The 14,814-nt window shown below is 61.4% G+C and carries 12 protein-coding genes; 5 read left to right on the top strand and 7 right to left on the bottom strand.

Going from position 1 to position 14,814, the window contains the following annotated elements; all coding sequences use genetic code 11:
- Positions 1–3: 3 nt before the first annotated feature.
- From gatC to JOD50_RS06880, 7 genes are all read right to left on the bottom strand, one after another.
- Positions 4–300 (bottom strand): Asp-tRNA(Asn)/Glu-tRNA(Gln) amidotransferase subunit GatC, encoded by a 297-nt coding sequence (gene gatC, locus JOD50_RS06910; RefSeq protein ID WP_204880932.1) that lies wholly within the window; start codon positions 298–300, stop codon positions 4–6.
- A 101-nt stretch (positions 301–401) separates the two neighbouring features.
- The gene (locus JOD50_RS10625) at positions 402–1,937 is read right to left on the bottom strand and encodes an inositol monophosphatase family protein (protein ID WP_204880931.1); all 1,536 of its coding nucleotides are present in this window, start codon (positions 1,935–1,937) and stop codon (positions 402–404) included.
- Positions 1,934–4,288, bottom strand: coding sequence for an NAD-dependent DNA ligase LigA (gene ligA, locus JOD50_RS06900; RefSeq protein ID WP_204880930.1), 2,355 nt, complete (start codon positions 4,286–4,288; stop codon positions 1,934–1,936). The genes JOD50_RS10625 and ligA overlap by 4 nt, the downstream gene beginning before the upstream one ends.
- 101 nt (positions 4,289–4,389) lie before the next feature.
- Positions 4,390–5,805 carry an adenylate/guanylate cyclase domain-containing protein gene (locus tag JOD50_RS06895; RefSeq protein WP_338052054.1) on the bottom strand — a complete coding sequence of 472 codons (1,416 nt, stop codon included), beginning with the start codon at positions 5,803–5,805 and terminating at the stop codon, positions 4,390–4,392.
- 163 nt (positions 5,806–5,968) lie between these two features.
- Complete coding sequence (locus tag JOD50_RS06890) at positions 5,969–6,490, bottom strand: hypothetical protein (RefSeq protein WP_204880929.1); 522 nt, start codon at positions 6,488–6,490, stop codon at positions 5,969–5,971.
- 36 nt (positions 6,491–6,526) lie between these two features.
- On the bottom strand, positions 6,527–7,645 hold the full coding sequence (locus JOD50_RS06885) for a biotin--[acetyl-CoA-carboxylase] ligase (RefSeq protein ID WP_204880928.1): 1,119 nt from the start codon (positions 7,643–7,645) through the stop codon (positions 6,527–6,529).
- Positions 7,646–7,748: 103 nt separating this feature from the next.
- Entirely contained in the window at positions 7,749–8,630 is an 882-nt protein-coding gene (locus JOD50_RS06880) for an SDR family oxidoreductase (protein ID WP_338052053.1), read from the bottom strand.
- 317 nt (positions 8,631–8,947) lie between these two features.
- Between JOD50_RS06880 and JOD50_RS06875 the strand changes: the two genes are divergently transcribed.
- From JOD50_RS06875 to JOD50_RS06855, 5 genes are all read left to right on the top strand, one after another.
- The gene (locus tag JOD50_RS06875) at positions 8,948–10,561 is read left to right on the top strand and encodes an acyl-CoA carboxylase subunit beta (RefSeq protein WP_204880927.1); all 1,614 of its coding nucleotides are present in this window, start codon (positions 8,948–8,950) and stop codon (positions 10,559–10,561) included.
- Entirely contained in the window at positions 10,558–10,809 is a 252-nt protein-coding gene (locus tag JOD50_RS10450) for an acyl-CoA carboxylase subunit epsilon (protein WP_204880926.1), read from the top strand. Before JOD50_RS06875 ends, JOD50_RS10450 begins: the two co-directional genes overlap by 4 nt.
- A gap of 136 nt (positions 10,810–10,945) precedes the next feature.
- Positions 10,946–12,814 (top strand): ABC transporter ATP-binding protein, encoded by a 1,869-nt coding sequence (locus tag JOD50_RS06865; RefSeq protein WP_204880925.1) that lies wholly within the window; start codon positions 10,946–10,948, stop codon positions 12,812–12,814.
- A gap of 283 nt (positions 12,815–13,097) precedes the next feature.
- Entirely contained in the window at positions 13,098–14,072 is a 975-nt protein-coding gene (locus tag JOD50_RS06860) for a methionine ABC transporter ATP-binding protein (protein WP_204880924.1), read from the top strand.
- Positions 14,069–14,806 carry a methionine ABC transporter permease gene (locus JOD50_RS06855; RefSeq protein WP_204880923.1) on the top strand — a complete coding sequence of 246 codons (738 nt, stop codon included), beginning with the start codon at positions 14,069–14,071 and terminating at the stop codon, positions 14,804–14,806. The genes JOD50_RS06860 and JOD50_RS06855 overlap by 4 nt, the downstream gene beginning before the upstream one ends.
- Positions 14,807–14,814: the final 8 nt, after the last annotated feature.

The raw sequence follows: 14,814 nt of genomic DNA, 5'->3' as shown, positions 1-14,814 counted from the left end.
TTATCAGTCCTCGTCCAGGATCGCTGGGACACGGAAGCGGCCGTCTTCAGCATCAGGTGCGTTGGCGAGTGCCTGCGCTTGGGTGAGCGTTTCGCCGACGACGTCTTCGCGCATCACGTTGGTCAACGGGATGGGGTGGCTGGTTGCCGAGATGTCGTCAGTTGCGGCTTCGCTGACTGAGGCGACGGCGTCCACGATCGCGTCGAGCTCTGTGGACATCCTGTCGAGTTCTTCTTCTGTCATGGCAATGTGTGCCAGGGTCGCTAGGTGCGCCACTTGGTCACGTGAGATTCCAGACATTTCCCTCCCAATCTTTCAAAGTCCCGATGGGCTTAAGTGCTTGCACCAGTTTAGGCGCAGTTGCCGTAGTTGGCATTTTGAGGTCTGTATGTGAGTTCTGTTCACGACCCCGACGTGTGGTGCGGGCTGATTTCTTTGCTGAATGCCGCGAGCCATAGCCCAGGTACTTCTGGGATGTCGATGTCCCGGTGGGTGTCGCGTGAGAATCCGTAGCGGGCATAGAAACGCATCGCTGGTTCCCAATCAGGTGTGGTGGTCAGAACGAGCTTGCGAATACCGTGCAACGTCCCGGCGAACTCGAGGAACTTTTCGACAAGTTTCCCGCCGAGACCCGCGCGTTGGAACCGCGGGTCCACAACCAAGAGCCGCATCTCAAGCTCGCCGTCCTCGGCGAGGTCGGCCCACAGGCTGCCTGCGAGCGAGAACGTCACTGACGCCACGATGTTCTGGTCAGCGTCTTCCGCGACGAGCATGAGTGCATGCCTGCGGCGTTCTGCTACCTGCGCAACCCGTTGCATGTAGCGGTGGTCTGCGGACCCGAAGTATCCGGCGTGTAGGTACGCGCGCTCGGTGAGCTCACGGATCACTTCATCATCGTGGTAGGTCGCGTAACGGAGCGTGATGGCACCCGCGTTGACCTCACCGTCACCACTGGCTGCGTCAACGGTCACTGCATCGCTAACGCTGGATGCATCGCTAGCGTGCGCTGTATTGCCCGTGTCGATGGCGGCGATTGGACCGAGCCATCGTCCGTGGACATCACCTACGAGGCACCATCCGTAGCTGTGGGAGCCGTTCCAGAGGGGGCGTTGCACCGGGAAGCCTGCGGTTTCTGCGATGAATGCGCCGGCCGCCCAGTCCCATTCGTTGATGTTGGTTTCCGCGTAGGCGTCGAGGGTCCCGTCCGCTACGAGGCACATGTCGATGGCGGCTGAACCGAGGCGGCGGACGTTGTCGAAGTGCGGGATGAGGTGTGTCAGCGCTTGGGCTTGGCTTTGACGCTGGTCAGCGCCGTAGCCGAATCCATACGCGAGAATCCGAGCCTGGCCGGAAGCGCCTTCGGAGACCTCCGCTGTGAGGGTTCGGCTGGATTCTTCCCCGTACCGAGGCGGGGTCTTCTCGGCATTCCACGGAGCTGTGTACGCATGGCCCGCAGTGGCCGCCCACATCTGCTTGAGCTCAGGCGCGATCACTACCCCGGCCACCCACTGTTCAACGAATGGGGTGTCTTCGGTTGGGTTGCCGTCTTCGCCACGATATTCGCTGAGATATTCGCGGCGCGCCACCGCGACGGATACCCCGTAGTGCGGCAGTCCGCGCACAAAGTTCGCGGTTCCGTCGAGCGGGTCGATGCACCAACGGTATTCGGCGTATGTGTCGCCGGTTGCGTCGTATTCTTCGCCAGTGAGCGCATCGTCTGGCCGGCGGGCGTGGATGTATTCGCGGGTCGCTTGCTCGGATGCACGGTCGGCCTGGGTGACCCAGTCCCCTGCCGCGGATTTCGTGTCGGCTTGAGCGGTGATTTCTGCCTGGCCCCGCATCGATGCGAGTACCGTGGCGCCCGCATGCGCAGCGCCCAGCGCCACGTCGAACACCTCTGCCACTACAGGGTCCGAGGCCGTATGAGCGTGGCTCACTGGTCGCCACCTCCCTCACGTGCTGCGTCTTCTTCGAGAACGGATGTGCCGTGTTCGAGGAGTTCTTTGAATCCGTCTTCGTCCAGGACTGGGATGCCGAGTTCTTGGGCTTTCGTGAGCTTAGACCCGGCGGCTTCACCCGCGACCACAACGCTCGTCTTCTTGGAGACCGACCCCGTAGCTTTGCCGCCGCGTGCGAGGATCGCTTCTTTCGCCTCGTCTCGGGAGAAGTCCTCAAGGGATCCGGTCACAACAATCGTGAGGCCTTCGAGGATCGCCGCGATCTCTTCGTCTCGCTCGTCGGCCATCTCGTAGCCGTTGGCCCGCCAGGCTTCCTGCCACGCGTCTACGATCTCGACGTGCCAGTCTTCCTGGAACCAGTCCACGAGCGCTTCAGCGATGATCGTTCCCACGCCGTCGATATCGGAAAGGATCTCGACAGCGTTCTCGTTCGCTACCGCTTCCCGTAACGCATCCATCGAGCCGAAACGCTGAGCTAGGGCCCGCGATGCGGTCGGGCCAACGTGGCGGATCGACAACGCGACGAGCACACGCCACAGGTCCTTGCCCATAGCGCCAGCGACCTCGCGGAACAGCTTCTGCGTATTCGCGTTGGGCCCGGCGGGTTTAGCCGAGGTTCCACGCGTATAGAAGTATGGGCGTAGCTCCCACACGCCGGTTCCCTGGCCTTTCGACCGCTTCTCGCGCCACACGCGGACATCCGCGAGCGACTTCGACAGCGCTGATTCCGGGTCGGCAAGGTCAAACAAGTCGCGTTCGGTCGTCAAAGGCCCAGGACCCGAAGGAGCCGGAACCCCGTTGTTCTCAGCAGGGTCCGGTCCCGGGCCGATCGTCAAAGCGATAGCCGCTTCGGCACCGAGAGCCTCGATGTCGAGCCCACCGCGGGAGGCCGCGTATTCAACACGCTGAGCCAGCTGCTCTGGGCAGTGTTGGCTGTTAGGGCAACGGAGATCTACGTCGCTTTCCTTCGCGGGGCGCAACGGCGTTCCACACGATGGGCATTCGCTTGGCATGACCCACTCGGAGAGTTCGTCCTCGCGGCCTTCACGCAGCGGAAGCACTGGCCCCACGATCTCAGGGATGACGTCGCCTGCCTTACGAAGCACCACGACGTCGCCGATGAGCAGATTCTTGGCCTTGACCACATCGCGGTTGTGCAAGGTTGCGCGCTCAACCGTCGAACCAGCCACCGTGACAGGACGCATCACGCCGTATGGCGTGACTCGGCCGGTGCGTCCGACCTGCACGCGGATCTCCAGAAGATCCGTGTGAACTTCCTCTGGAGGGTATTTATATGCGACAGCCCAGCGAGGAGTGCGGGAGGTGTAACCTAAGGCACGTTGCGCCTGGAAGTCATCGATCTTGATGACCATGCCATCGATCTCATGAACCAGGCTGTGGCGGTCTTGGCCGATCTGATCGATGTAGGCGAACACTTCGTCGGTGGTGTGGAACAGCTTGTTATACGGGGATACCGGAAGCCCCCACGCTTCAAGCTGCGCGTAAATCTCGTGCTGAGACTCAACGTCCATGCCTTCGCGTGCACCCACACCGTGCACGAACATCCGCAACGGACGCTTAGCGGTCTGGGCTGGGTCTTTCTGACGCAGCGAACCTGCCGCTGCGTTGCGAGGATTCGCGAGAGGCGCTTTACCTTCGGCGATGAGCGATTCGTTGAACGCCTCAAACTCCTTAGACGGGATGAACACCTCGCCGCGGACCTCAAGCTCGGCCGGCCACCCCTCACCTTTCAACTGGTGCGGGATATCGGCGATCGTTTTGACGTTATCCGTGACGTCCTCGCCCGTCGTGCCGTCCCCGCGGGTTGCCGCGACGTCCAGGACACCATCGCGGTACATCAGGTTCACCGCAAGCCCATCGATCTTGACCTCGGTCAACCACTTAATCTCAACCCCGGGCGCAAGCGAGGCACTATTGGTGCGGGCGCGCTCAAACCAGGCTTCAAGCTCTTCGTAAGTGAAAACGTCTTCGAGCGAATACATCTGGCTCGGGTGAGTAACCGGCGAAAACGCCGCCGAAACCTCACCGCCGACTTCCTGCGTCGGCGAATCGTTCGTCACCAACTCAGGGTGCAGCGCCTCAAGCTCTTCAAGCCGAGCAAACAACTCATCAAACTCGGCATCAGAAACCAACTGCGTGTTCTCGTTGTAATACGCGTGCCGATACTTGCGGACCTTATCGACGAGATCCGCGTACTCATCCCGCAATTCATGCGCAGGGACAGCCGCGGACTCGCCCGTTGCAGAGTCGCCAGCCGTTACAGATACGGCCGGTACAGATGATGCTTTCGATGCCTTGTCAGTTACCACGCATCCATCATGCCCCAGTGGTCTGACAGTTTGAACCACAGCCACGGGCTATGTCGTCAACCCGGGCTTTATCGTGAACCGCGGCCGTTATGCCACGAACTTCAGTCGACCGGCAAGATTGCGTCAGGCCCCGGCGACATCTCAGACGGAGTCACCGAGCCGAAGCCCTGCAGCTCAACTGGGGGCAACTGCTCAATCTCAAACCGCTCGTCGCCGGCCAAAACCTGGCTCGTCAGCGGATCGATCAAAACCTGGCCAGGCTCGGCCATCGACGTCAACCGTGCGGCCATGTTCACCGTCGCACCATAAATGTCGCCCAAACGCGACAAGATACGGCCCCACACCAAGCCCACACGGACCTCAGGCATATCCTCTTCCGGGCTGAAGGCCCGCGCCAGCGTCAACGCGATCCGAGCGCCAGCCTGCGGCGTCTCCGCAACGTAGAGAACCTCATCGCCAATGGTCTTGACCAACCGGCCACCACCAGTCGAAATGATCGCTGCGCACCGCGACTCAAAGTTCTGAACCAACCGAGCCAAGCGCCGCGCATCCATGCCGCGAGAAAGCGACGTGAAAGACACCATGTCAGCAAAGCCGACCGCCCGCGCCAACGGAAGCGCCGCATCGTCCTCCGTACCCGTCCGGTACTCATTCGAGGAACGCAAACCCGACTCAGCGCGCAAAACCTGCCGGTGAATCGCTGCCGCGAGGTTGCGCTGATACGAATAGTTGACCATTTTCAACAACGGATCCAACATCTCGTCCAACAGCAAAACAACCTGCCGGCGCGCTTCAAGATCGCTCATCCCGTGAGTGGCCACGAGGTCCTCAACAAGCGCCTCGATCTGCCAAATCGCCATGCGGTCCGTGAGCTGACCAATCGAACGCGCGATCGAGAGCATCGCGTCCTCAGACAAACGCTTCTGACGGACCTGATCGACCATCGTTTCGAGCGCGCGCTGATCCCGCATCGTAAACGCGACCTGATCGTCCGAAACCCGCGGCAACCCCAAAGCACGCCACAGTTTGCGCGCGGAGTGCAGCGAAACCCCGACGTGTGCCGCAATCTCGCGGCGGCGCATCGTGCGTGCCGAACCCCGTAACCGCATCTCAAGCCGCTGAGCCGCGGCCCGCACCTCGTCCTCGGTCTCGGTTTTGGTCTCCAAGACCGGCATCGACGTCGTGATCGGGCCAAGCTCAGGGACGGCCCCGATGGCGTGGGTATCGAGTGCTTCCCATGCAGTTGGGTTCGACGCGCTCACCGGCATCGCCGGTTCGCTCGGCTTGGTCTGGGCCACAGGCACGTGCCCCGAAACGACTGGCATTTCTACGGCCGGCATCTGTGCCGTCGCAGTATGTTTGTCTCCGCCTTCGGCATGCTCGCCGGCATCTGATACTTCCGGAGCGACGCTACTCATTTCCGCGGTAACAGGTCTCAACGACGGCGGCGGGACCGGGCTCAGCGCCGCATACTCTTCGGGGTTTTCGGTGCGATCAGATGGGTTCTCGTGACTCACTGTCAGCACCGTCCTTCCCGTAGAGATAGTTTGCTGTTGTGTATGCGGAGGCTGGGGCAGAACATACCCCCTCTATTCTTACACCTTGCATCGAAAAATGTGCCAAAGATCACGTCATGTCCACGATGCGGTCAACTGCTCACATGCCGAACGGCACCACGATTCATATGCCGTACGGCACCATGACCATATGCCTCTGCGCAGCCGCAGCTTCGCGCCGGAGGCACCCCGCAACCCGGGCGACGTCCGGAACGTTACGGAACGTCGCTTCACGGCCGTTAGCTGCCAAGACCAAAACCCCCGGCGAGCGCTGCTCGCGATCCACCGGCTTGAACCACACCCCGGTGACCTGGTGGACGGGAATATGCTGAACCGTGCGCCCCCGCTGAATAAAGAAACGCTGGTTAGTGAGGGTGATGTGGGTCGTGACCCACATCCAGAGCGGCCTGAGAACCCAGCGCAGCACAGCCAAGCCCCACGCCACAGCCACGAGCACGACCGCTACTCGGGAGATCCACGTCCACGGGTCACCGAGCTCCGCAATCCGCCACGCGAATCCGCCCAGCATCGCGGCGATGACCGTCACAATCACCACAACCCACCCCACGGAGCGCAGCGCACGTGGGTGCCGACGAGTTCGGATCACAACCTCTTCGCCGGGGTGCAGCAGTTTCCGCGGGACCATTCTTACTCTTCCACTCAGGTGAGCCGTTATCGGCTGTTAGGCATAGTGACCATCGCTGCGGCGGACGTGGATGACGTCGCCCGCAGAGATCTGGTGCCGCTTGCCCGCGCTGTCTTCGACGATGAGGTGCCCGTATTCGTCGACGTCACGCGCTACGCCTGTGATTTCGACGTCTTGGGGCAGGTGGACGCGCACATCCACTCCGATGGTTGCGCAGTGTTTGCGGGTTGCGTCGATGAGGCTTGCGCAGCCGAGCGAACCCAGCGGCTGGTCGAGAGGTCCGCCTGCCGGCAGCCATTCGGAGAGCACTGCGAGCACGCGGGTCCAGAACGCCGAGATGAGGCGATGAACGTCGGTCATGCAGTTGTGAAGCGCGAGCGAGGTCGCGGTTGGCACCGGTAGTTCGTCTTTGGTTTGGGTCAGGTTAGTTCCAATGCCGACGACGAGATTGAGGCCCCCAGCGCGCGTCACATTGGTAGGTTCCCCAGTTGCGGTGCCGGTCTTGTCAATGCCGTTTTTGACGCCGGTCTTATCACCCACGCCGGTCTTGTCAGCGACGCCAGCCTTGTTGGCAACGCCCGCCTTATCGGCCAAACCAGTCTTATCGGCCAACCCCGTCTTGTCGATCCCCGTCTTGCCACCGTCCGCGCTAGCGGCCGCGCCACGCGGCCCTGGCGACGAAGGTGCAACCTGCGCGAGAATCCCTGCGACTTTCTCGCCGTCCACCAGAACATCGTTAGGCCACTTGAGGCCCACATCGGAGGCCGTGGACGCCGCGAGAACGTCCCGCCACACGAGCCCTACGAGCGTCGACGCCATCGCGAGCGATTCGGTCGGGACGCTCGACGGCGCCTGAATCACCAGCGTCATCGCGAGCCCTGAACCCGCGGGAGCTTCCCACGCGCGGCCCAGCCGGCCTTTACCCGAGCGTTGATCAAGCGTGACGATCAACGTTCCGGTCGCATCGGGCATGTCCGGCCCGCCCAGCTCACCGCTGGATAGCAGAGCGATCGCGTCATCGTTCGTGGACTCGGTGTGGTCCTTGACGATAAGCCGCGGCCATACGGATGTGCGTTCAGAACCGTGCAGCGCCGCCCATTCGGCGTGCGCGTTGGCGGTGATGATGTCGGCTTCAAGTCGCTCTGGGGTGTGCATGTCAGCCTTTACTTGTGTTGATATCTGACGTCGGATGCCTCTAAGAACATACCTTGATCAACATATCGCGCCGTGGCGTCTCACTCCCCTGAGATGAGCGATGTCACTCCCCTGGGATCGGCGAGATCGATCCTTTCGGCATGCGGTCTTGTGTCAGGAAGATGTCGGCGGTGAGCGGGTGGTCGGGGTTGATGGCGTAGCCGCTGAGGTCGGTGACGCCGGCGTCGGCGAGCGCTTCTTCGTCGGTCAGGAATTGGCCGGTGAAGGTGCGTGATGGCTGGGTCAGCATGTGGTGTGCGGCGTCGGCGACGATGTCTGGGGTGCGTGCGCCGGAAAGCATGGCTTCGCCGCCGGGGAGATTTTCGATCGCGGCGGTGTGGATGAGCGACGCCGGCCACAGTGAGTTCGCTGCGATCCCGTCTGCCGCGAATTCTGCCGCGAAGCCGAGCGTGGTCATGCTCATCCCGTATTTAGCCATCGTGTAGCCGAGGTGTGCGCCGGCCCATTTGGGGTCGAGGTTCAACGGAGGCGAGAGCGTGAGGATGTGAGGGTTCTCGGCCTTCTTGAGGTGCGGGTACGCGGTTTTCGGTAGTGCGAAGGCTCCGCGCATGTTGATTTGGTGCATGAGGTCGAAGCGCTTCATGTCGAGCGCCGGCGTTGGGCTGAGGTTGATCGCGGAGGCGTTGTTAATCACGATGTCGATGCCGCCAAACTCTTCTACTGTTGCGTCGACCGCGTGCTGGATGTCATCGTCGTTGCGCACGTCACCGACGATTGCGAGGCCGCGGCCGCCGGCGTCGTTGATCTCTTGGACTGCGGTGTGCACGGTGCCTTCAAGGTGCGCGTGCGGCTCGGCCGTTTTTGCGAGAATCGCGATGTTCGCGCCGTCGCGGGCAGCGCGAAGAGCGATCGCGAGGCCGATGCCTCGGGATCCTCCGGACATGAGGATGGTTTTGCCTTTGAGGGTCGCGGTTGGGTTGCTCACGTGTACCTCCTGGTGCGGTCACAAACGGTGCAGCGTTGTGTTCGTTGCTGAGATGGCGTTGGGCGCTGAGGCGGTGTTCAGCATCCAACATGATTCATTGTGATCCAGGTTACATTGCCCAAGTGACCGGAGAGTAACTAGTTGTCACCGACGTGTCCGAGCGACTCGCCATCGACGATTCCGTCGACACAGACCGGGCTTTCTACCCTGTTTTTGTAGGACTCCCACAAATGCTTAAGGGCAAATACCCCGTAGAATGGGCGAGATGCCTTTCTTTTTGAGAGGTTTCCACCAAAACGAAGGAGAGTTCGCAAGCGATGACCGCACAGCCGTCTGATCCGCAGGATGAGCTGGATCTCACAACGACCGCCGGTAAGCTCGAGGACTTCCATCGCCGCATGACTGAGACCATCAACCCTGGTGGCGAGGCCGCGGTTGAGCGGCAACATAGCCGCGGCAAGAACACCGCCCGCGAACGCATCGACATGTTCTTGGATCCAGGCTCCTTCGTTGAGTTCGATGCGCTGGCTAAGCACCGCACCACAGCCTTCGGGATGGAGAAGAAGCACCCGCTCGGCGACGGCCTCGTGTCTGGCTACGGAACCGTAGACGGCCGTCCGGTCGCGATCTACTCGCAGGACTTCACGGTCTTCGGCGGCTCGCTCTCCAACGTCAACGGCGAGAAGATCGTCAAGGTTCAGGAATTCGCTCTGCGTAACGGCATGCCGGTTATCGGCCTGCTCGACGGCGGTGGCGCCCGCATCCAGGAGGGTGTCGCCTCCCTTGCGATGTTCGCTGACATCTTCCGCAATAACGTGCACGCATCGGGCGTCATCCCTCAGATCTCTGTGATCATGGGCCCGTCGGCTGGCGGCGCCGCATACTCCCCTGCCCTGACGGACTACGTCATCATGGTGGACAAGACGTCCCACATGTTCATTACCGGCCCGGACGTCATCAAGGCTGTCACGGGCGAAGACGTGGACATGGAAACCCTCGGTGGTGCTCGCCACCACAACGCTGAAACAGGTACGTCCACGTACCTTGCGGAGGATGAGGACGACGCGCTCGACTTCGTGCGCGAACTGCTCTCCTATTTGCCAAGCAACAACCTCGCCTCCCCGCCGACGCTCTACGCCGACGAACCTGAGCTCGAGGTTACTGAGGACGACGAAGCCCTCGACACGCTGATCCCGGACTCGGCCTCGCAGCCTTACGACATGCGTCAGGTCATCGAGGGTGTGCTCGATGACGGCGAGTTCTTCGAGATGCAGGCGCTCTACGCTCCGAACGTCATGATCGGTTATGGCCGCGTTGAAGGCTCCACCGTGGGCATCGTTGCGAACCAGCCGATGCAGTTCGCGGGAACCCTCGACATCGCAGCCTCCGAGAAGGCCGCGCGTTTCGTGCGCCACTGCGACGCGTTCAACATTCCGGTCCTCACGTTCGTCGACGTGCCTGGCTTCCTGCCAGGCAAGGATCAGGAAGACCAGGGCATCATCCGCCGCGGCGCAAAGCTACTGTACGCGTACGCCGAGGCGACCGTCCCTAAGATCACGGTCATCACCCGTAAGGCTTTCGGCGGCGCCTACATCGTGATGGGCTCCAAGAAGCTCGGCGCTGACATCAACCTGGCCTGGCCTACCGCGCAGATCGGCGTGATGGGCGCGCAGGGTGCTGTCAACATCCTGTATCGCCGTGACCTGGCAGCCGTTGAGCAGGAAGGCGGCGACGTCGAGGCTCGCCGCACCGAGCTCATCGACGCGTACGAAGCCGAGCTTCTCAACCCGTACCAGGCCGCTGAGCTCGGTTATGTCGATGCGGTGATCGCCCCGAGCGAGACCCGCGTTCAGATTGTCAAGGGCCTGCGCGCAACCCGCGATAAGCATGCAACCAACCCTGACCGTAAGCATGGGAACATTCCACTGTGAGCACCACGCAAGATTTTTCCTGGGCACCACAAACCACGTCGGCTCCGCAGCCGGCTGACCTTCGGGTGGTGCGTGGCGAAGCCACCGATGAGGAGATCGCGGCGCTGTTCGCCGTCATCCTTGCAGAGGCTCAGTCACGCCAGGCCGCTGAGCAAGCGCCACCGTCAACCCGCAGCGAAATCCTGCGCCGCGCCGCAACCATCCGCGGACGGTTGACGACGCTACCGGGGCTTTTCCGGCGCAAATAAACTCAAGCGGTGGCCCGCAACCCACCGCCTTACGGCAGGCCGATGCGTACGAACACCGTACGCATCGGCCTGCCGCATCGTTCTCAGCGCGCTATTGACAGCGCGGCGTACATGATGCGTCCCAAGGAGGATGTCGATGAGTCAGTTTTCACCGCGGATGGTTCTGCACCGCACCATGGCAGGACAGCGAACCAAAGACCACGGGAAGATCTCCAAGGGGACGCTCAAGCGCATCTGGGGCTTCGCATCCAAACGCAAAACGATGCTGTTTTTGTTCCTTGGTATCTCTGTTGTGATTTCGGTGATCGGGGTCATCACTCCGGTCCTCGCGGGTGATGTCGTCAACGCGATCACGTCCGGGGGTCCGGTCGAAACAATCATTTGGCTCGCTATCGCGATCGCAGCACTCGCGCTCGCCGATGCCGGCTTCAGCCTGCTGAACCGCTACTTCTCTGCGAAGCTCGGCGAAGGCTTGATCTACGATCTGCGGACCACAGTGTTTGATCACGTTCAGACGATGCCCATCGCGTTCTTCAACCGCACCCGTACGGGCGCTCTGGTTTCACGCCTGAATAACGACGTCATCAGCGCTCAGCGAGCCTTTTCGAACACGCTTTCCGGGGTGGTTGCGAACATCGTTTCGCTCGCACTCACCGTGGGTGTCATGGTCACGATTTCGTGGCAGGTCACGCTGTTTTCTATCTTGCTGTTGCCGGTGTTCTTGATCCCCGCGCGCCTTCTGGGCGGCCGTTTGGCCGCGCTTCAACGCGAAGCTGCAAACTACAACGCGGCGATGTCTACACGTATGACGGAGCGGTTCTCCGCGGGTGGAGCGACCCTGGTCAAGCTGTTCGGTGTGCCTGGCGCGGAATCGCAGGCCTTTTCCGATCGTGCCGGCCGGGTGCGGGACATCGGCATCAAGACCGCGATGTTGCAGACGACGTTCGTGCAGGCTCTCACACTGGTTTCAGCGTTGGCTTTGGCGCTCGTGTATGGCGTGGGTGGTGTCCAGGCGGTACTGGGGCACCTCAATGCGGGTGAAGTGGTGACGCTCGCGATGCTGTTGACGCGCTTGTATGCGCCGTTGACGATGCTCGCGAACGCCCGCATGGACATCATGAGCGCGATCGTCTCGTTCGAGCGGGTTTTCGAGGTTTTGGACCTGGATCCGCTGATCAAGGAGAAGCCGAATGCGGTCGCGTTGGGTCCCGGCCCAGTCAAGGTTTCGTTCAACGAGGTGCGGTTTGCCTACCCGACGGCCGAACAGGTTTCGCTGGCCTCGCTCGAGGATGTCGCGGTGCTGGATCAGCGCGACAGTTCCGAGGTTTTGCACGGGATCGATTTCACGATTGAGGCGGGCCAGACTGTCGCTTTGGTTGGTTCGAGCGGCGCTGGCAAGTCCACGATCGCGTCGCTTCTACCGCGGCTGTATGACGCGACGGAAGGCAGCATCATGCTCAACGATGTCGATGTGCGTGACGTGAGCTTCGATTCGCTCAAACACATGATCGGCGTCGTGACCCAAGATGGGCACCTGTTCCATGAATCGATCCGCGATAACCTCGCGATCGCGTCGCCAAACGCGACGGATGAGCAACTGTGGTCTGCGCTGGAGCGTGCACGGCTCAAGCCTGTGATTGAGGCACTGCCCGATGGCCTGGATACGGTGATCGGTGAGCGCGGCTATCGATTGTCTGGTGGCGAGCGGCAGAGACTCACGATTGCACGGTTGCTTCTGGCTGCTCCGGCTGTGGTCGTCTTGGATGAGGCAACATCCGCTTTGGATTCCACGAATGAGGCCTCGGTCCAGAACGCGCTATCGGAAGCGATGGCTGGCCGCACTGCCCTCGTGATTGCGCACCGTTTGTCTACGATCCGTGCGGCGGACGCGATCCTTGTGGTTGAGGGCGGCCGGATCGTCGAACGAGGCAACCACGATGAGCTTCTAGCTCAGGGCGGACGTTACGCCGAGCTGTACCGAACCCAGTTCGCCTCTCAGGAATGAGGTCGGGCGCAGGTCGCTCCTACGCAGCCCTAGAAACACTCCTCGAATGATCATCTCAGGGTGATCCCTGCCACGATTCGCCCGGTTCTGGCCCCATTCTTGACATGTTCTGTAACACAATACGCATGTGTTTTATTGATCATGCGCATACTGTGTCAGTGTTTGTGTTCCCGGGTTAACGCGCGCGTGGGCCGTCGTTGCACGGTAATAGGCGTACGCTAGACACCTTGGAATTACTTATTCGCGGCCGCTAGGGCCAGTGTCACTTTGAAGGGAGGGTCCGATGATTACGTTGAAAGGCTTGCGTAAAGAGTTCGCAGGCACAACTGCTTTAGATGGCATCGATTTGCACGTTGAGTCCGGCCTCATCCACGGAATTGTCGGACGTTCGGGCGCAGGTAAGTCCACTCTGATTCGTTGCCTTACCGGACTCGAGACCCCGACGTCAGGGACCGTGGAAATCAACGGCGAAGACGTCACCGCTTATTCCGGCGCTCGCTTGCGTCAAGCCCGCCGATCCATCGGGATGGTCTTCCAGCACGCCGAGCTGTTGGATTCCAAGACCGCGCTGGAGAATATCGCTCACCCTCTGCTGATCGCTGGGGTCAAGAAGAAGCAGGCGATGGAGCGGGCACGTGAACTCGTAACCCTGGTTGGTCTAGATGGTCGCGAAAACAACCATCCGGCTCAGCTTTCGGGTGGGCAGCGTCAGCGCGTCGGTATCGCACGCGCGCTCGCGACCGAACCGAAGATTTTGTTGTGTGACGAGCCGACGTCGGCGCTCGACTCAGCCACGACCGCCCAGATCCTGGCCCTCATCAAGCGCCTTCGCGACGACCTCGGCATCACCGTCTTGATCATCACCCACGAGATGTCGGTGGTCCGTGAGATCTGCGATTCCGTGACCCTGCTAGCTGAAGGCCGGAATCAGCACACCGCATCGTTGCGCAATGTGCTCTCGGATCCTTCCTCGAAGCTCGCGCGCGAGCTCATCCCGTTGCCATCCGCGCCGATCCGCGACGCCGAGGACGACACCGCGATGCTGGAAATTAGCATCGCGGGCATGTCAGCATCCGAGGTATTCGACGCTGCACAGCAAGCCGGAACCCCGATCGTCGAGGTTGAAGCCGCGACGTTGGAACGCATCGCTGGCCTCGATGTGGGCCGTATGCGCATCCGCAGCACCGATACTCAAGCCACCCGAGCACTGGCTCGTACCCTGTCCGAACGCGGAATCTACGTCGAGGAAGCAGCATGATCACCCAACTGAACACGCTCGCTACACACCTCCACACCGTCCCTGGGCAGGTTCTCGCTGCAGACGAGGAAACCTGGTTCAACAACCCGGTGATCCGCGACTCGCTGTGGCCAGCAACCCAAGAGACACTCCTGATGACCGTGTTCTCGTCGGCGTTTGCGGTACTGCTCGGCTTGCCGTTGGGCATCTGGGTATGGATGACGTCGAAGGGCGGGCTCGCCCCGAACCCTGTGATTCACCGCATCATCAGCTCGATCGTGGACCTCGGCCGGTCTATCCCGTTCATCATCCTCATCATCGCGTTGATCCCGTTCACGCGGTTCATGGTCGGTAAAGCGATCGGGTGGGAAGCGACCGTGGTCCCGCTCGCCGTGGGCGCGATCCCGTTCTTTGCGCGGCTCGCTGAAAGCGCAATGCGTGAAGTGGCTACAGGCAAGATCGAAGCCGTGCAGATGATGGGAGCTACGAACGGGCAGATCGTGCGCCAAGTCATGATCCCCGAGGCCTTGCCCGCGCTCGTTTCGTCTGCGACCGTCACCGCGGTCACGCTGGTTTCCTACACGGCGATGGCCGGCGCAGTCGGTGGCGGAGGCCTGGGTGCACTCGCGATGAACTATGGCTACAGCCAATACCAGACGGACACGATGCTCGCGTGCATCATCGTCGTCGTCGCAATCGTTATTGCTATTCAAATGTTCGGTGACTGGCTCGCGCGCCGCGTCAACCACCGCTAATCCGAATC

Origin of the sequence: Pseudoglutamicibacter cumminsii (assembly GCF_016907775.1) — a bacterium.
GTDB classification, from domain to species: Bacteria; Actinomycetota; Actinomycetes; order Actinomycetales; family Micrococcaceae; genus Pseudoglutamicibacter; species Pseudoglutamicibacter cumminsii.
The sequence above is the reverse complement of the archived record's forward strand: the minus strand, read 5'-3'. Positions and strand labels throughout refer to the sequence as shown.